The 15,831-nt window shown below is 71.9% G+C and carries 17 protein-coding genes and 1 pseudogene; 9 read left to right on the forward strand and 9 right to left on the reverse strand.

The window, feature by feature from the left end:
• The coding region (locus tag Q5530_RS35560; protein WP_415367253.1) for an AAA family ATPase at positions 1-1,216 on the forward strand (1,216 nt) is incomplete at its 5' end.
• A gap of 187 nt (positions 1,217-1,403) precedes the next feature.
• On the opposite strand, the gene pcp is transcribed toward Q5530_RS35560, so the two are convergent.
• Positions 1,404-2,030 (reverse strand): pyroglutamyl-peptidase I, encoded by a 627-nt coding sequence (gene pcp, locus Q5530_RS35565; RefSeq protein WP_415367255.1) that lies wholly within the window; start codon positions 2,028-2,030, stop codon positions 1,404-1,406.
• An 18-nt stretch (positions 2,031-2,048) separates the two neighbouring features.
• On the opposite strand from pcp, the gene Q5530_RS35570 reads away from it, so the two are divergent.
• Entirely contained in the window at positions 2,049-3,020 is a 972-nt protein-coding gene (locus Q5530_RS35570) for an endonuclease/exonuclease/phosphatase family protein (protein ID WP_415367257.1), read from the forward strand.
• Here Q5530_RS35570 and Q5530_RS35575 read toward each other — a convergent pair.
• From Q5530_RS35575 to Q5530_RS35585, 3 genes and pseudogenes are all read right to left on the reverse strand, one after another.
• Positions 2,992-3,784: pseudogene (locus Q5530_RS35575) on the reverse strand (SIR2 family NAD-dependent protein deacylase). The gene Q5530_RS35570 and the pseudogene Q5530_RS35575 sit on opposite strands and share 29 nt — an antisense overlap.
• Positions 3,777-4,094 carry an antibiotic biosynthesis monooxygenase family protein gene (locus Q5530_RS35580; RefSeq protein WP_415367258.1) on the reverse strand — a complete coding sequence of 106 codons (318 nt, stop codon included), beginning with the start codon at positions 4,092-4,094 and terminating at the stop codon, positions 3,777-3,779. Before Q5530_RS35580 ends, Q5530_RS35575 begins: the two are co-directional and overlap by 8 nt.
• 24 nt (positions 4,095-4,118) lie before the next feature.
• Positions 4,119-5,591: a M1 family metallopeptidase gene (locus Q5530_RS35585; RefSeq protein ID WP_415367260.1), complete on the reverse strand. Its 1,473-nt coding sequence runs from the start codon at positions 5,589-5,591 to the stop codon at positions 4,119-4,121.
• 17 nt (positions 5,592-5,608) lie between these two features.
• Between Q5530_RS35585 and Q5530_RS35590 the strand changes: the two genes are divergently transcribed.
• Positions 5,609-6,370: an alpha/beta fold hydrolase gene (locus tag Q5530_RS35590; protein WP_415367261.1), complete on the forward strand. Its 762-nt coding sequence runs from the start codon at positions 5,609-5,611 to the stop codon at positions 6,368-6,370.
• Here the strand turns inward: Q5530_RS35590 and Q5530_RS35595 are convergent.
• The 3 genes from Q5530_RS35595 to Q5530_RS35605 are packed head-to-tail and all read right to left on the reverse strand — an operon-like array spanning position 6,319 to position 8,205.
• Positions 6,319-6,816, reverse strand: coding sequence for a 2'-5' RNA ligase family protein (locus Q5530_RS35595; RefSeq protein WP_380641355.1), 498 nt, complete (start codon positions 6,814-6,816; stop codon positions 6,319-6,321). The two genes, Q5530_RS35590 and Q5530_RS35595, sit on opposite strands and share 52 nt — an antisense overlap.
• Positions 6,817-7,686: an A/G-specific adenine glycosylase gene (locus tag Q5530_RS35600; RefSeq protein ID WP_415367262.1), complete on the reverse strand. Its 870-nt coding sequence runs from the start codon at positions 7,684-7,686 to the stop codon at positions 6,817-6,819.
• Between the two features lie 27 nt (positions 7,687-7,713).
• Positions 7,714-8,205 carry a beta-class carbonic anhydrase gene (locus tag Q5530_RS35605; RefSeq protein WP_415367263.1) on the reverse strand — a complete coding sequence of 164 codons (492 nt, stop codon included), beginning with the start codon at positions 8,203-8,205 and terminating at the stop codon, positions 7,714-7,716.
• Between the two features lie 136 nt (positions 8,206-8,341).
• Here Q5530_RS35605 and Q5530_RS35610 point away from each other — a divergent pair, with 136 nt between their 5' ends.
• Genes Q5530_RS35610 through Q5530_RS35620 form a run of 3 tightly spaced genes read left to right on the forward strand, consistent with a single transcriptional unit; the run spans position 8,342 to position 10,150 of the window.
• Positions 8,342-8,983: a hypothetical protein gene (locus Q5530_RS35610; RefSeq protein WP_415367265.1), complete on the forward strand. Its 642-nt coding sequence runs from the start codon at positions 8,342-8,344 to the stop codon at positions 8,981-8,983.
• 28 nt (positions 8,984-9,011) lie between these two features.
• Complete coding sequence (locus tag Q5530_RS35615; RefSeq protein WP_415367266.1) at positions 9,012-9,347, forward strand: PadR family transcriptional regulator; 336 nt, start codon at positions 9,012-9,014, stop codon at positions 9,345-9,347.
• Positions 9,341-10,150 carry a hypothetical protein gene (locus tag Q5530_RS35620; RefSeq protein WP_415367267.1) on the forward strand — a complete coding sequence of 270 codons (810 nt, stop codon included), beginning with the start codon at positions 9,341-9,343 and terminating at the stop codon, positions 10,148-10,150. The genes Q5530_RS35615 and Q5530_RS35620 overlap by 7 nt, the downstream gene beginning before the upstream one ends.
• A gap of 52 nt (positions 10,151-10,202) precedes the next feature.
• Here Q5530_RS35620 and Q5530_RS35625 read toward each other — a convergent pair whose 3' ends face one another.
• Complete coding sequence (locus Q5530_RS35625; protein WP_415367269.1) at positions 10,203-11,306, reverse strand: LacI family DNA-binding transcriptional regulator; 1,104 nt, start codon at positions 11,304-11,306, stop codon at positions 10,203-10,205.
• 107 nt (positions 11,307-11,413) lie between these two features.
• Positions 11,414-12,463 (reverse strand): LacI family DNA-binding transcriptional regulator, encoded by a 1,050-nt coding sequence (locus Q5530_RS35630; protein WP_415367270.1) that lies wholly within the window; start codon positions 12,461-12,463, stop codon positions 11,414-11,416.
• Positions 12,464-12,690: 227 nt separating this feature from the next.
• Between Q5530_RS35630 and Q5530_RS35635 the strand changes: the two genes are divergently transcribed.
• From Q5530_RS35635 to Q5530_RS35645, 3 genes are all read left to right on the forward strand, one after another.
• Positions 12,691-13,947, forward strand: a complete 1,257-nt coding sequence (locus Q5530_RS35635; protein WP_415367272.1) for an extracellular solute-binding protein — start codon at positions 12,691-12,693, stop codon at positions 13,945-13,947.
• 61 nt (positions 13,948-14,008) lie between these two features.
• Positions 14,009-14,926 (forward strand): carbohydrate ABC transporter permease, encoded by a 918-nt coding sequence (locus tag Q5530_RS35640; RefSeq protein ID WP_380641371.1) that lies wholly within the window; start codon positions 14,009-14,011, stop codon positions 14,924-14,926.
• A complete protein-coding gene (locus Q5530_RS35645) occupies positions 14,926-15,819 on the forward strand; it encodes a sugar ABC transporter permease (protein ID WP_415367274.1) in 894 nt (297 codons plus the stop codon). Before Q5530_RS35640 ends, Q5530_RS35645 begins: the two co-directional genes overlap by 1 nt.
• Positions 15,820-15,831: the final 12 nt, after the last annotated feature.

A 15,831-nucleotide genomic window follows, 5' to 3' on the forward strand; every position in this document is an offset into this window, starting at 1 on the left:
GGATGCGGAGAAGCAGCTGCTGGGCCAGAAGGCCGAGCGGGAGAAGCAGTGGAAGGACGGCGACCTCGACGTCGTCGCCGAGGTCGACGACGAGCAGATCGCCGAGGTGCTGGCGAACTGGACCGGCATCCCGGTGTTCAAGCTGACCGAGGAGGAGACCACCCGCCTGCTCCGCATGGAGGACGAGCTCCACAAGCGGATCATCGGCCAGGTGGATGCCGTGAAGGCGGTCTCGCAGGCCATCAGGCGCACCCGCGCCGGCCTCAAGGACCCGAAGCGGCCCTCGGGGTCGTTCATCTTCGCGGGCCCCTCCGGCGTGGGCAAGACGGAGTTGTCGAAGGCGTTGGCGAACTTCCTGTTCGGGGAGGACGACGCGCTCATCCAGATCGACATGGGCGAGTTCCACGACCGCTACACCGCCTCGCGGTTGTTCGGTGCCCCTCCCGGCTACGTCGGCTACGAGGAGGGCGGGCAGCTCACGGAGAAGGTGCGGCGCAAGCCGTTCTCGGTGGTGCTGTTCGACGAGATCGAGAAGGCGCACCAGGAGGTCTACAACACGCTGTTGCAGGTGTTGGAGGACGGCCGGCTGACCGACGGTCAGGGTCGGACGGTGGACTTCAAGAACACCGTGATCATCTTCACCTCGAACCTGGGCACCTCGGACATCTCCAAGGCCGTGGGGCTGGGCTTCACCTCGGGCCAGGACACCGCCTCGAACTACGAGCGGATGAAGAACAAGGTCAACGACGAGCTCAAGAAGCACTTCCGGCCCGAGTTCCTCAACCGCATCGACGACATCATCGTCTTCCACCAGCTCACCCAGGACGAGATCATCAAGATGGTGGACCTGATGATCGCCCGCGTCGAGCAGCAGTTGAAGAACAAGGACATGGCGATCGAGCTCACGGATCGCGCGAAGATGCTGCTGGCCAAGCGCGGGTTCGACCCGGTGCTGGGCGCCCGGCCGCTGCGTCGCACGATCCAGCGCGAGATCGAGGACCAGCTGTCGGAGAAGATCCTCTTCGGCGAGATCCAGGCCGGTCAGATCATCATCACCGACGTCGAGGGCTGGGACGGCGAGTCCGAGGCCAACGACGCGGCGCGGTTCGTGTTCCGCGGTGAGACGAAGCCGCTGCGGGTGCCGGACTCGCCTCCGGTGGACCTGGCCTCGTCGGGTGGCGACGGTGGCGGGGAAGCCGACGCCGAGTCTGCCTGAGTGGTTGTCGAGAACGCCCCTGGGACCCTTGGTCCCGGGGGCGTTTTTGGTTCACGGGTTTATCGGTTCACGGGCGGAAAGATAAAACAGCGCTCGCCGCTGGGCAGGCCGCCGGGGGGAGAACTGCGGGCTGCTGGGTTTGTGGCGCTGCGCTGGGCTGGGGTGTGCTGGGGGGTGCGTGTGTGGGTCAGTGCAGGGTGCCGGTGGGGGTGTGCAGGTCCTGGGGGGTTTCCAGGGTGGTGCGGATGATGAGGTCCAGGGCCTGTGCGGTGGTGCTCAGGGGCAGGCTGGGGGCGTCCTGGGTCTGGTCCGGGGTGAAGGGGACGTGGACGAAGCCTGCTCGGAGGTGGGGGTGTTCGGTCGCCGCCAGGTGCATGAGGCCGTAGAAGACGTGGTTGCAGACGAAGGTGCCGGCGGTGTGCGAGACGGCGGCGGGGATGCCTGCGGCGGTGAGGGCGGCGGTGCAGGCTTTGACCGGGAGGGTGCTGAAGTAGGCGGTCGGGGCGTGGGGGACCACCGAGGTGTCCACCGGTTGGTTGCCGGCGTTGTCGGGGATGCGGGCGTCGTTGAGGTTGACGGCTACGCGTTCCGGGGTGATGTCCGGGCGGCCGCCCGCCTGGCCCACTGAGATCACCACGTCGTAGTGGTGGGTGCTGAGCGCGTTCTCCAGGACCCGCAGGGATTCGTCGAACACGCAGGGCAGTTGCAGGGTGGTCAGGGTGTACCCGGTGGGGCGCACGGCCACCGCCGCGTCCCAGGACGGGTTGGTGCGCTGCCCGTCGAAGGGTTCGAAGCCCGTCAGCAATACCTCCATTCGGGCAGACTAGATGTCGTGGTCGAACTGGAGGGACGCCGCACCAGGCGCGGGGGGACGACATTTCTGCTGGTGGTGGCGGCGGTCGCCTTCGTGCTGGCCGGGTTCGTGCGGTTGCTGGGGGTGGATGGCACTCGTCACATGGTGGCCACCACGGCGTTGACGCCCTACTTCGCCGCGGGCGGCGTGGTGCTGGGGGTGCTGGCGCTGCTGCTGCGCCGGTGGGGGGTGGCGGTGCTGGTGCTGTCGCTCGCGGCGGTGCTGGTGGCGGCGGTGGCGCCCCGGGCGTTCCCCGACTCGCGGCCGGTGGGGGTGGGGCGCGAGGTGACCGTGATGGCGTCGAACTTCCTGGTCGGGAAGGCGGACGCGGAGGTCGTGGTGGACCTCGTGCGGCGGTACCGGGTGGACGTGCTGGCGATGCAGGAGCTGACGCCGGCGATGGTGCGGGACCTGGACCGGGCCGGGTTGGGGCTGGTGCTGCCGCACCGGCACCTGCTCGACGAGCCAGGGGGGTCGGGGTCGGGGATCGCGTCCCGGTACCCGGTGTCGGCCCGGGAGCTGACCGCGCCCGGTTCGCTGCGGCAGGCGGGGGCCCTGGTCGACCTGCCGGGGGACGATCTCGAAATCGTCTCCGTGCACCCGATGCCGCCGGTGGTCGAGGGCGGGCCGGAGACGTGGCAGCGGGACCTGGCCGGGTTGCCGGAGCGGGAGCTGGGCGGGCCCGTCCGGGTGTTGGCCGGCGACTTCAACGCGACGCTGGACCACGTGGCGCTGCGGCGGTTGCTGAACAGCGGGTACGTGGACGCGGCCGACCAGGTGGGCGCCGGGTTGACGCCCACCTGGCCGGCCGGGGCGCTGTGGCCGCCGCCGGTCACCCTCGACCACGTGCTGGTGGACGGTCGGTGCCCGGTGGAGTCCTTCGAGGTGGTGGACGTGCCCGGGTCCGACCACCGGGCGGTGATCAGCCGGTTCGTCGTGCCAGCCGGGTGAGGGCCTCTTCCGCGCCCAGGGGGAGCGAGATGCCCCGGTCGTGCCTGATGTCGGGTTCGCGGGGGTTGATGCGGATCAGGTTGCCGGTGGCGGCGGACGCCAGCTCGGCCTGGCGGCGGACGGTGGGCACGGCGGTGCCCGCGCCGATCTCGACCACGACGAGGGCGGTGGTGTCGCGGCGCCAGGCGGTGAGGGCGTCCAGGGCCCCGCGGGAGCGGTGGGGCACCCAGGACCCGTCGCCGAACATGAGGATGTTCGGCCTGGCCAGGCTGCCGCAGTTCGGGCAGGTGGGGAGCGGTTCGGCGGCCCGCATGGTGTCCGGGTCGACGGTGATCACCGCCTCGTTGGGCCAGGTGTCGTCCGAGCAGGGCACGGTGCTGGAGGTGGTGGATCGAGCCGTGGACCTCGGCGACGCCGGTGAAGCCCGCCCGCTGGAACTGGCCGTCGACGTTGGAGGTGAAGACGCGCGCGTTCCAGTTCCGCAGGACGCGGAAGCCCGCGTGGGGCGTGGTCTCGCGGTAGAGGGCCAGGCGGTGGCCGTAGAAGCCCCAGGCCAGGGTCGGGTCCTCGGTGAAGTGAACCGGGTCCGCCAGTTCCTCGAAGCGCAGGCCCAGGCGGGCGTAGTGCGGGTAGGCCCGCCAGAAGCCCGCGGTGCCGCGGAAGTCCGGCAGGCCCGAGTCCACGCCCATGCCCGCGCCGGCGCACACGAGGACGGCGTCGGCGCCCCGAATGAGGTCGGCGGCCCGGTCGAGGGCCTCAGTCACCCCCGGGCACGGGGGCGGAGCTGAGCACGACCTCGAACTCCAGCAGGTCGGAGCCGGTGCCCACGGGCTTGGCGCGCTCGCCCGAGTGGGCCTCCTTGGCGCGGCCGCCCATCCAGTTGCGGAAGTCCTCCTCGGTCTCCCACTGGGTCACCACGAAGTACCGGGTGTCGCCCTTGACCGGCCGGAGCAGCTGGAAGCCGAGGAAACCGGGCTCGGAGTCCACGGCGCCCAGGCGTGCGGCGAACCGCTTCTCCAGCTCGGGGCCCGAGCCGTCGGGGACGTGGATCGCGTTGATCTTCACAACCGCCATGGGTCCGACGGTACAGGGGTCGCGCTACCGGCGGAGGGAGCCCGGGTACAGGTGCTCGTCGGCCGGGATCGCCGTGCCCCGGAACCAGGCCGCGAAGAAGGCGTCCAGGTCCTGGCCGGACACCCGCTCCACGTGGGCCTCGAACTCCGGCCAGGACGCGTTGCCGCCCCGGTGCTCGGCGATCCAGTCCTTGAGCACCCGGTCGAAGTCGGCGTCGCCGACCTGGCGGCGCAGGGCGTGCACGGCCAGCTTCCCCTTGTCGTAGACGCCGCGGAACTCGTTGCCGCGGCCCATGTCGTAGAGCTCGCGCTCCCAGTAGGCGTCGCGGTCCGCGACCTGGGCGACGGTGTCGCGGTAGAGGGCGTCGAGGTCGGCGCCGTCCTTCGCCTCGTCCCACAGCCACTCGGCGTAGCTGGCGATGCACTCGTTCAGGCAGATGTCGGACCAGCTCTCCACGGACACCAGGTCCCCGAACCACTGGTGGGCGTTCTCGTGCACCACGGTGTCCAGGCTCGCCCAGCCCGCGTAGACGGGCCTGGTCTGGGTTTCCAGGGAGAACCCGATGTCGTCGGCCAGGAAGATGCCGCCCGCGGCCCCGAAGGGGTAGGGGCCGAACCTCCCGGCGAGGAAGTCGAGGATCTCCGGGAGCCTGCGCTGGTGCTCGCGGGCGCTCTCGGCGCCGGGCGCGTAGGCGTCGACGACCGGGGTGCCGTCGGGGAGGGTGGAGCGCTCGATCGTCCACCGGTCGATCGCGACGGTGGTCAGGTAGGTGGCCATCGGCTCCCGGGCCGCCCAGCGGAACGAGGTCCAGCCGTCGGTGGTGACGGGTTCGCGCTCCTCGACGCCGTTGGAGACGACCGACCAACCCTCGGGGACGCGGGCGGTGAGGGCGAACGCGGCCTTGTCGCGCGGGGTGTCGTTGGCGGGGTACCAGGTGGTCGCGGAGTGGGGCTCGCCGGCCGCGAACGCCCCGCCGCCCCGCGAGACCTGCCAGCCGCTGCTGCCCAGGGCCCGCTCACCCACGACGGTGGGCTCCCCGCCGTACCGCACGGTGGTGGTGAACTCCTCGCCGTCGGCCAGGGGCGCCCGGGGGGTGATCACCAGTTCGTGCTCGCCCTCCTGGCGGAAGCCGGCGGGCAGGTCGCGCACGGTCACCCCGGTGACCTCCAGCCGGTACAGGTCGAGGTTGAACCGGGTGAGGCCGGCGGTGGCCCTCGCGGTGATCGTCGCGACGCCGTCCAGCCGCCTGGTGGCGGGGTCGTAGGTGATGGCGACGTCGTAGCGGGTGACGTCGTAGCCGGTGTTGCCGTCCCGCGGGTAGTAGGCGTCGCCCGCGCCGTCGCCGCCCTCCGCGCCGACCACGGGCGGCGTGGTCGGGCCGGTGGTCGTCGGGGCCGCCTGCCGGTCGTGGGGCAGCCTGGCGACCACGACGCCGGTGACCACCAGCACCAGGCAGAGCACGAGCAGGTACGGGCGCGCCCTGGAGCTGATGGCCATGCCGACATGATGCACGCATGAGCGTGGTGGAGTTCGGGGGCTCGGGGCCGGGCATCCTGCTGCTGCACGGCCTGATGAGCCGGGCCAGCACGTGGTGGACGGTCGCGCAGTGGCTCCGGCCGCACGGGCGGGTGGTCGGCCTCGACGCGCGCGGGCACGGGCGCAACCCCCGGCGCGGTCCCTTCCGGACGGAGGACTTCGTCGCCGACGCGGCCGCCGCGATCGAGCGGCTGGACCTGGGGCCGGTGGTGGTGGTCGGGCACTCCATGGGCGGGCTGCACGCCTGGGCGCTCGCCGCGCTGCGGCCCGACCTGGTGCGCGGGGTCGTCGCCGAGGACGTGGTGCCGGACAACCGGGGCCGGTCGGTCGACGAGTGGCGCTGGTACTTCGAGGCGTGGCCGGTGCCGTTCCGCTCGTTGGCGCACGTGCGGACGGTGGTGGACGTGCCGCGGGTGGAGGAGCTGTTCGAGGAGCGGGCGGGCGGCTGGCACCTCATCGCCGAGCTGCCCGACCTCTACGAGATCGCCGCGGAGTGGGGCGAGCGGTCCTACTGGGACTTCGTGGACGCGATCCGGTGCCCGCTGCTGGTGGTCGAGGCCGGGCGGGGCGTGCTGCCGGCGGGGCAGATGGCCGAGGTCGTCCGGCGGTGCGCGGCCCGCGGGCTCCTGGCGCACCACCTGGTGGTGCCCGAGTCCGGGCACGTGGTGCACGACGAGGCGCCGGAGGTCTACCGGGGCGCGGTGGAGGCGTTCCTGAGCGGGTCGATCCCGCCGGTCTGAGTGTCCACGACGGCCACCTGGCGGGCCTCGGCGCGGATCGGGGCGACCGGGTGCAGCTCGGCGAACGCGGCCTTGACCGCGTCGTCGTCGCCGGTGAGCAGGGGGCAGTGCGGGGTCCAGCTGCCGGGCAGGTGCCGGGCGCCCGGGTGCTTCACCCGGCCCGCCAGCACGTCGTGGACGGCCGAGTGCACGGCCAGCAGCTCGCTGTCGACCACGGCGCCGAGCCGCAGGGCGTCGTCGGTGGCGCTGAGCGCGTGCAGCCACAGGTCGGGCAGCCAGAGGCGGGACAGGTCCTCGCGCAGCTCGGCGCGCACCTTGGGGCCGATGGTGCCGGCCGCCGCGTAGGTGAGGTGGGGCGGCAGGTCCGGGGTCACGCCGATCCGCCGCCACAGCTCCCGGACGGCCCGGTCGGCGGCGTCGTCGAAGAACACCACCAGCAGGTGCACCTAGTGCTCCCCGGGCAGCGCGAACAGGCCCTCGGCGGTCTGCTCGACCAGGCCGTCGACCAGCAGCGAGTGCAGGCACCGGTCCCGCTGGCCCGCGTCCGACCACACCAGGTCGAGCCGGGGCTTGGCGACCGGGCCGGTGGTGCCGCGCAGCACGTCCAGCAGCAGGCCGCGCACCTGCCGGTCGGTGCCCGCGAACCTCTGCACGGCCTTGGCCGGGCCGGCGTAGGCGGGGCGGCCGTTGAGCTGCCAGGCGCAGGTCGCCAGGACCGGGCACGCGGCGCACTTGGGCGCGCGGGCCGTGCAGACCAGGGCGCCCAGCTCCATCAGCGCCGCCGAGTAGGTCGCGGCGCGCTCCTCGGGCAGCAGGACGTCCACGTCGCGCAGGTCCCTGGTGGTCGACGGCGGGCCCGCGTCACCCGCGCCGTGCACCGCGCGGGCGACCACGCGTCGCACGTTCGTGTCCACCACCGGGCACTTGCGCCCGTAGGCGAACGCGGCCACCGCGCGGGCGGTGTAGGCGCCGATGCCGGGCAGCGCGAGCAGCACGTCCACGTCGTCCGGGACCACGTCGTCGTGCTGCTCGGCGATGGCCTGGGCGGCGGCGTGCAGCCGCAGGGCGCGCCGGGGGTAGCCGAGCTTGCCCCAGGCGCGCACCACCTCGCCCGGCGTGGCGGCGGCCATCGCGGACGGCGTGGGCCAGCGGGTCAGCCACTCGCGCCAGATCGGCTCGACGCGGGCCACCGGTGTCTGCTGGAGCATGATCTCGCTGACCAGCACGCCCCAGGCGGTGCACTCGGGCCGTCGCCAGGGCAGGTCGCGGGCGGTGTCGGCGAACCAGTCGAGGAGGAGGTCGGCGTCCAGGCTCATAACGCCGACCAGTCTTCCACGAACGGGTCAGACGACCTCGATCAGCTGCCCGGTGTGCACGTCGTAGACGAAGCCGCGGACCCGGTCCCTGTGGATCAGGAACGGGCTGTGCCGGACGCGGTTCACCGAGCCCCGGACGCTGTCCTTGACCTCGCGGAACGCCTCCACCGACCAGGTGGGGCGCAGGCCGGAGTCCTGCTCCAGCTCGTCCTTGAACGCGTCCTCGGTGACCATCTCCAGCCCGCAGTTGGAGTGGTGCACCAGGAGGACCTCCTCGGTGCCCAGCTTGCGCTGGCTGAGGGCCAGCGAACGGATCATGTCGTCGGTGACGACGCCACCCGCGTTGCGCAGCACGTGCGCCTCGCCCTGCTTGAGGCCGAAGATCTCGAACACCCTGATCCGCGAGTCCATGCAGGTCAGAATGGCGATCTTCATCGACGGCCGGGGCGACGAGCGGTCGCCGGGGACGATGTTGCCGATCTCGGCGTTGCGGCGCAGCAGTTCGTCGATCGCGGTCATCGCGCACCTCCCTGTTCCCCGGGATTGGAACGCGGTTCCCGGATGCCGGCAAGTGGATCGGACGGAGATCACGTTCATCACATCGGGTGGCCGATGCCTCACCGGATATTCCACGTCGCGGGGTTACTTTCGTCCGGTGACCGAGCCAACGGGCCCGCTCCCGCCGTCGGTGTACCTGCGGCGGCGCGCCCTGGCGGGCGCCGGCGCGGTGACCGCGCTGGTCGGTCTCACCTGGCTGGCCGCCGCCGTGCTCGGCGGGTCCGCCCCCGCCGCGCCGCCGGCCACCTCGACCCCGCCCCCGCCGGCGGCCCCGGTCGCCGCCCCGTCCTCCGCCACCACCGCCCCGACCACCTCGCCGCCGCCGCCCGCCCCGCCTCCCGGCCCGCCACCGCCGTGCGAGGACGCGCAGCTGCACGTGGTCGCCGAACTCGACAAGCCCGCGGCCGAGGTGGGCGAGCGGGTGGGGCTGGGGATCGCGGTGTCCAACACGGGCTCGCTGCCGTGCGCCAGGGACATCGGGCGGCACGTGCGCGAACTCCTCGTCACCACGGTCGACGGCGCGACCCGGCTGTGGTCGAGCAACGACTGCTTCGCCACCGGGGGCTCCGAGGTGCGCGTCCTGCGCCCGGGGGAGCGGTTCACCTACGGCCTGAACTGGTCGGGCACCACGTCGGAACCGGGCTGCGGCCCGCACCGGCGGTTCGGGCCGGGTGACTACCTGCTGGTGGCGAAGGTGGCGGGCAAGCAGAGCGAACCCGTGGTGTTCCGGCTGACCTGAGCTTGACTTACCTAGGTAAGATAACGGTGTGGGTAGGTCGCGCAGGATCACCGGGCCGCTCCTGGACGTGCTGGAGGTGCTGGTGGCAGCCTTCCGGCAGGACGAGGAGCCGCACGGCTGGACGATCATGAAAGCGGTCGGGCGCTCGGGACCGACGGTGTACGGGGTCCTGGAGCGGCTTGAGGAGTGGGGCTGGATCACCGGCACGTGGGAGGAGCTGCCCGCCGACGAGAGCCGGCCGCGCCGCCGGTTCTACCGGCTGACGCCCAGCGGGCGGGTGGAGGCGGTGGCCCTGCTGGCCGAACGCCGGCCCACGCGCGGGGGTACGGCCCTCGGTGAGCCGTTACCCGGCGGTGGGTGGTGAACGGCTGGGTGGGGGTGGCGCTGAGCGTCGTGCTCGGGCTCGCGATCAACGAGTGCGGTGAGCTGTCGCCGTGGCTGGCTCGGCGGTTGGTCCGGTGGGCGGCGGGGGTCCGCTACCCCGGCCGGGCCGAGGAGTTGGAAGCGCTCGTCGACGAGCGGCCCGGCAAGCTGTTCAAGCTGTTCACCGCACTGGGGTTCGCCGGGGCCGCCGCGACCCACCGGGTGGGGCGTTGCCTGTCGCGGCCCGACCCGGCCGCCGGGCTCGGGCTCGTCGACCACCTCCGGGCGACCGCGGTGTCCGGCCCGCTGGCGGGTCTGATCTGGATGCTGCTCTACGTCGCCGTCCCGGAGCGGTCGCTCGCGCTCTCCGAGGCGGTGGCGCCCGCGCTGATCTGGGGGGTGCTGACGGCCGCGGTCCTGTCGGCCGTGCCGCCCGTCCGGCTCGGGGTCGCCCTCGGCTTCTTCGCCTGCCTGGTCGGGGCCGTCGCGGTCGCCTGCTGGGTGACCGCTCCCGAACCGTGGTTCTGGGGTCTCCTGGTCATCGCCCCCGCCCCCCTCGCCCGCCGGCTGACGCGCCTGCGGGCGGGGACGTCCCGCCGGGCGGTCGGGGTGGTGCTGCTCGCGCTCTCGGCCGTGGGCGTCGGGAGCGGTCCGCTGTGGCTGTCCACGCGGTTGGAGCCCCGGGCGCCCGTGGTGGTCTTCGCCGTCCTGATCACCGTGGGCGTGGGCTTCGGCATGGCGGTCGGGATCGGTCGGACGGTCTTCGGCGCCGCCCGTCCCGAGCGGACCGCCGGGGAGGCGTGAGAAAAAGCGGCGGGGCCCCGTTCCCGGGGCCCCGCCGCGACGCTCCACGAGCTCAGGGACCGAACCAGCGCTCCTCCGCCGTCCCGCGCGGTGGCGCGGCGGTGGTGCCGTGGATCAGCTCCGTGGCCAGCGTGACCGAGCGGGGCCGGGAGCGCTCCGCCGAGTCCAGCAGCAGCTTGCCCGCCGCGCGGCCCTTCTCCAGCACCGGCTGCCGAACGGTGGTCAGGCCCGACTGCTCGGCCTCCCGGATGCCGTCGAAGCCGGTCACGGTCAGGTCCTGCGGCACGCGCAGCCCCCGCCGCTGCGCCTCGCCGAGCGCGCCCAGCGCGAGGATGTCCGACGTGCAGACCAGCGCGGTGATCTGCGGGTCGCGGTCCAGCACCTGGGCGGCGGCCGAGGCGCCCGAGGCGATGGTGTGGTCGAAGCGCTCCACCACGGGGATCGAGCCCCAGTCCACGCCGACCGAGCCGAACGCCTGCGCGAGGCCGGCCAGGCGCGCCCGCTGCACGTGGAAGTGCGCCGACGCCTGCCGGTCCGGCGTCACGAAGCCGTCGTTGCGGTCGCGGGCCAGCCGCATGCACACCACGCCGACCCGCCGGTGCCCCAGCGTGATCAGGTGCTGCGCCAGCGAGTGCATCGCGGCCTGGTCGTCGATGCCCACGCGGTCGACGTTGTCGATGTCCGGCTGGTCGCACACGACCGTCGGCACCGGGCGCTCCAGCACGGCGGCGAGGTGCGGGTCGTCGTCGGGCACGGAGTAGACGACGAAACCGTCGACCCCCGCCCGGTGCACCGCGGCCACGTCCTCGCGCTCGGGGTTCGCGGGCACGAGCAGCAGTCCCTGCCCGGCGTCCTCGCACGCGAGCGCCAGGCCCTCCAGGAACCCGATCGCCGCCGGGTCGCGGAACGCGTAGGACAGGTTCTCGGTGAGCAGCAGGCCCACCGCGCCGGCCTTGCGCGTGCGCAGGGAACGGGCCACCGGGTCGGGGCCCGGGTAGCCGAGTCTTCTCGCTGTCTCCAACACCCGGCGTCGCAGCTCCGGTGAGAGCTGGTCGGGACGGTTGTACGCGTTGGACACCGTTGTCCGGGAAACACCCAGCTCCGCCGCCAGTGAGGCGAGCGTCGCGGGGCGTCGCACATGCATCGACCGCGCCATGAAGTGACCGTAACGGTTCAGAACCAATTACAGAAGTGGGGGTGACGGGCGTCCCTCAAATTCACCATCAGTGCAGGTTACTTCATGTTACCAGGTAGTACTTTGGTCTAAACCAATGCGGGTGACGCGGACGACTCGCGCACCACCAGCCTGGGGCGGAAAACGCGCGTGTAATTGCCCGCCGGCCGACGCCGCCGATCGGGGTCGAGCCGGTGCACCAACTCGTCCACCGCGGCCGCCGCCATCTCCTCGATCGGCTGGGCCAGCGTGGTCAACGACGGCGAGCAGTACGACGCCAGCGGGATGTCGTCGAAGCCCACCACGGCCAGGTCGCCGGGCACCCGCAGCGCGCGGCGGTGCGCCTCGCGCAGCACGCCGATCGCCATGTGGTCCGACGAGCAGATCACCGCGGTCGGCCGCACCGTGTCGAGCAGCGCCGCCACCGCCGCCGCGCCGCCCTCCGGCCCGAACGGCCCGTGCGCCACGAAGTCCGACGACGCGGGCAGGCCGTCCTCCTCCAGCGCCGCCGCCCACCCGGCGCGCTTGAGCCGCGACGGCAGCGACCGCGCCGGCCCCGAGACGAACCCGATCCGCCGGTGCCCCAGCTCCACCAGGTGCCGCGTCGCCGCGTACCCCGCGTGCTGCTCGTCCACGGTCACGTCCGGCACGTCCAGCGACGGCGTGGCCCCGTTGACGAACACCATGTGCACGCCGTCGCCCAGCAGCTTCGCGTAGTACGACGGCCGCGGCGCCTGCCCCAGCGGCACCTCGGTGTTGGTGATCTCCGGCGAGACGAACACCATGCCCTCGACGCCGCGCGCGAGGAGCATCCGCACGTACTCCTCCTCGCCCATGGCGGCCGCGCCGGTGGCGCGCGTGTTGCACAGCAGCGACGAGTAGCCCAGGCGCGCCGCGCGGACCTCCAGCGCCTCGGCGAACGCCGGGAACACCGGGTTCGACAGCTCCGGCACCAGCAGCCCGATCACGCCGGTCCGCTGGAGCGCCCCCAGCCCGCGCGGTGTGTACGGCATCTCGGCGAGCACGGCGAGCACGCGTTGGCGCGTTTCGTCGTTGACACCCGCCCGGCGGTTGAGCACCCGGCTCACCGTCGAGATGCTCACCCCGGCTGCCCTGGCGATCTCGGACAGACCGGACACCGTGCCTCCTAGCTTGGATGTGGGTGACGTGCAGCCTGCCGTCAGCGGCAAATTTTTGCAACGCCGACCGCGGTTTCGTCCGGGAACGCCGGGCCGTTACGGCTTGGTTACCGTCCCGGCCTTGACCCGGCCCAGGTCGGCGGGATGAAATCCGCGTCAACAATTTCGCAAGTTCTTGCAAGAGCCTTCATCGCGATGAAGGTCCAGCAGGAGGGACGGCAGCAACGATGCGACGTACCACCCTCGTGACCGCAGTGGCGGCAGCGAGCGCCCTCGTCCTCACCGCGTGCGGCGGTGGTGACGGCGGGTCGGAAGCCGGCGACTCCGGCGAGGTCACCTTCTGGGACACCAGCGGCCCGAACGAGAGCCCGGTGTTCACCAAGCTGGCGCAGGACTGCGCCACCAAGGGCGGCTACCGGGTCAAGACCGAGACGGTCGCCTTCGACCAGGCGCTCAACAACTACCGGACCGCCGCCCAGGGCGGGCAGGGCCCCGACGTGTTCCGCGCCGAGGTCGCCTGGGTGCCGCAGCTGGCCAAGCTCGGCTACGTGGTCGACCTGACCGGCACGGAGCTGGCGAGCGACACCTCCGACTTCCTGGACACCCCGCTGGGGTCCACCAGGTTCGAGGGCAAGTCCTACGGCGTCCCCCAGGTCACCGACTCCCTGGCGCTGTTCTACAACAAGAAGCTGCTGGCCGACGCCGGCGTCGAGCCGCCGAAGACCTGGGACGAGGTCAAGTCCGCCGCGGCCAAGCTCGGCGGCGAGAAGACCCTCTTCATCAACAACGACGCCTACTACGCGCTGCCCTTCATCTACGGCGCGGGCGGCGACCTGGTCGACGCCGAGGCGAAGAAGATCGTGGTCAACTCCGCCGAGAACGTGAAGGCGCTGGAGACCGCCAAGGGCCTGCTGGACGCGAAGGCCGCCGGCACCGCGCTCGACCCGGCCAACTCCTACAACAACATGCAGGCCGCGTTCACCTCCGGCGAGGTCGCCATGGTGGTCAACGGCCCGTGGTCGGTCGCCGACTACCTCAAGGGCGCCGCGTTCACCGACGCCGCCAACCTCGGCATCGCGCCCGTGCCCGGCGACACCGCGGGCAAGGGCACCGCGCCCGTCGGCGGCCACAACTACGTCATCCGCCAGGGCACCAAGGCCAAGGACTCCTCGGTCGAGTTCATCGCCTGCATGAGCGGCGTCGAGTCCCAGGTGGCCGTGGCCAAGGAGCTGGGCCTGCTGCCCACCCGCAAGTCGGCCTACGAGAACGCCGACGTCCAGGCCAACGAGGTCGTCTCCGCGTTCGAGCCGGTGGTCACCGCCGCGCACCCGCGCGCCTGGATCCCCGAGGGCGGCCAGCTGTTCGACCCGCTGAAGATCGCCTACGCCGACGTGCTGGCCGGCAAGAAGGACGCCAAGACGGCGCTGGACGAGGTCGCCAAGACCTACAAGGACACCGTCGTCCCCGACTACACCGTCGGCTGACAGCCTCGTGGGGGCTCTCCCGGCCGGGGGAGCCCCCACGGGCACGCGGAAGGAGACTTCGGTGCGCAGGTTCCTGGACCGGCACTGGTACGCGTACGCGATGGTGCTGCCGGTCGTGGTGGTCATCGCGGTGCTGGTGCTGTTCCCGCTCGCCCAGGGCGTGTACTTCACCTTCACGAACATCAACGAGGGCAACATCGCCAACCCGATCCTCGATCGGCCGGCGAGCTACGACTGGGTGGGGCTGGGCAACTACCTGAACGTCCTGTCCGGCGACACCAGCTTCGGCGCCTTCTGGGGCACCCTGGTCCGCACGCTGATCTGGACGTTCGGGTGCGTGTTCTGCCACTACACCATCGGGCTGGGCCTGGCGCTGCTGCTCAACCGGCAGGTGCGCGGGCGGGCGGTGTACCGGGTGCTGCTGATCCTGCCGTGGGCGGTGCCCGCGTTCATCAGCGCGTTCGCGTGGAAGTACATGTTCAACGCGCAGTACGGGATCATCAACCAGGGCCTGCGCGCCGTCGGCCTGCCCGACCCGGTGTGGTTGGGCCAGTCGGACTGGGCGCTGGTCGCGGTCATGATCGTCAACATCTGGCTCGGCGTGCCGTTCATGATGGTGGCGCTGCTGGGCGGCCTCCAGTCCATCCCGGGCGACCTCTACGAGGCCGCCGAGGTGGACGGCGCCACGGCGTGGCAGCGGTTCCGGCACGTGACGCTGCCCGGGTTGCAGGCGGTGTCCAGCACGGTGGTGCTGCTGGGCATCATCTGGACGTTCAACATGTTCGCGATCATCTACCTGATCACCGGACCGAACCCGAACACGCGGATCCTGGTGACCTACGCGTTCGAGCGGTTCTTCTCCGGCGCGTCCCGCGACTTCGCGGTGGCGTCCACCTACGGCGTGCTGATCCTGTCCGTGCTGCTCGTGTTCGCGGGCGTGTACCGGCGCGCGCTGCGCAAGCAAGGCGAGGTGTGGTGATGTCGGTCGAGGCGGCTTCCCTCAAGGCGACGCGGCCGGTCCGGGCGCCCAGGCGCTCCGACCGGTCGAGGTTGGCGAGCTTCGGCCTGCACGCGGCACTGGTCGGCGCGTCGCTGATCGCGGTGTTCCCGGTGTTCTGGGTGCTGGTGACCTCGTTCAAGCCGGACGCGCGGGCCGTGGAGACCACGCCGAAGCTGGTCAACGAGTCCAGCCTGGACAACTACACGCGCATCCTGTCCGGGGAGAAGGGCGACTTCCTGGCCTGGTTCGGCAACTCGGTGCTGATCGCGCTGATGACCACGGTGCTGGCGGTGTTCCTGTCGGCGACCGCGGGTTACGCGGCCTCGCGGTTCCGGTTCCCGGGCAAGCGGTCGCTGATGCTGTCGTTCCTGGTCGTGCAGATGTTCCCGTTCGCGGTGCTGATCGTGCCGCTGTACAACATCCTGCTCGACCTGGGGTTGCAGGGCACGTCGTTCGGCCTGGTGCTGGTGTACTGCACGACCGCGGTGCCGTTCTGCACCTACATGCTGAAGGGCTACTTCGACACCATCCCCGGCGACATCGACGAGGCGGGGCGCGTGGACGGCCTGTCGCCGTTCGGCGTCTTCTGGCGGCTGGTGCTGCCGCTGGCCCGGCCGGGGCTGGCGGTGACCGCGTTCTACGCGTTCCTGACGGCGTGGGGCGAGGTGGCGTTCGCGTCGGCGTTCCTGTCGGCGGCGGACGAGTCGAAGACGCTGGCGGTGGGGTTGCAGGTGTTCGTGCAGCAGAACCGGACCGAGTGGGGCCACCTGGCGGCGGCGTCGATCCTGGTGGCGATCCCGGCGATCGTGGTGTTCTACCTGGTGCAGCGGTTCCTGGTGACAGGGCTGTCGTCGGGCGCGGTCAAGGGGTAGGCCCGGTCCCCG

It is taken from the genome of Saccharothrix sp. BKS2 (assembly GCF_047689505.1).
Taxonomy (GTDB): Bacteria; Actinomycetota; Actinomycetes; order Mycobacteriales; family Pseudonocardiaceae; genus Actinosynnema; species Actinosynnema lopnurensis.

Coding starts and splice junctions, on each gene's coding strand:
- Q5530_RS35590 (WP_415367261.1), top strand. CDS start 5,609: ATGAGCGTGGTGGAGTTCGGGGGCTCGGGGCCGGGCATCCTGCTGCTG.
- Q5530_RS35605 (WP_415367263.1), bottom strand. CDS start 8,205: ATGACCGCGATCGACGAACTGCTGCGCCGCAACGCCGAGATCGGCAAC.
- Q5530_RS35580 (WP_415367258.1), bottom strand. CDS start 4,094: ATGGCGGTTGTGAAGATCAACGCGATCCACGTCCCCGACGGCTCGGGC.
- Q5530_RS35625 (WP_415367269.1), bottom strand. CDS start 11,306: ATGGCGCGGTCGATGCATGTGCGACGCCCCGCGACGCTCGCCTCACTG.
- Q5530_RS35600 (WP_415367262.1), bottom strand. CDS start 7,686: ATGAGCCTGGACGCCGACCTCCTCCTCGACTGGTTCGCCGACACCGCC.
- pcp (WP_415367255.1), bottom strand. CDS start 2,030: ATGGAGGTATTGCTGACGGGCTTCGAACCCTTCGACGGGCAGCGCACC.
- Q5530_RS35585 (WP_415367260.1), bottom strand. CDS start 5,591: ATGGCCATCAGCTCCAGGGCGCGCCCGTACCTGCTCGTGCTCTGCCTG.
- Q5530_RS35635 (WP_415367272.1), top strand. CDS start 12,691: ATGCGACGTACCACCCTCGTGACCGCAGTGGCGGCAGCGAGCGCCCTC.
- Q5530_RS35645 (WP_415367274.1), top strand. CDS start 14,926: ATGTCGGTCGAGGCGGCTTCCCTCAAGGCGACGCGGCCGGTCCGGGCG.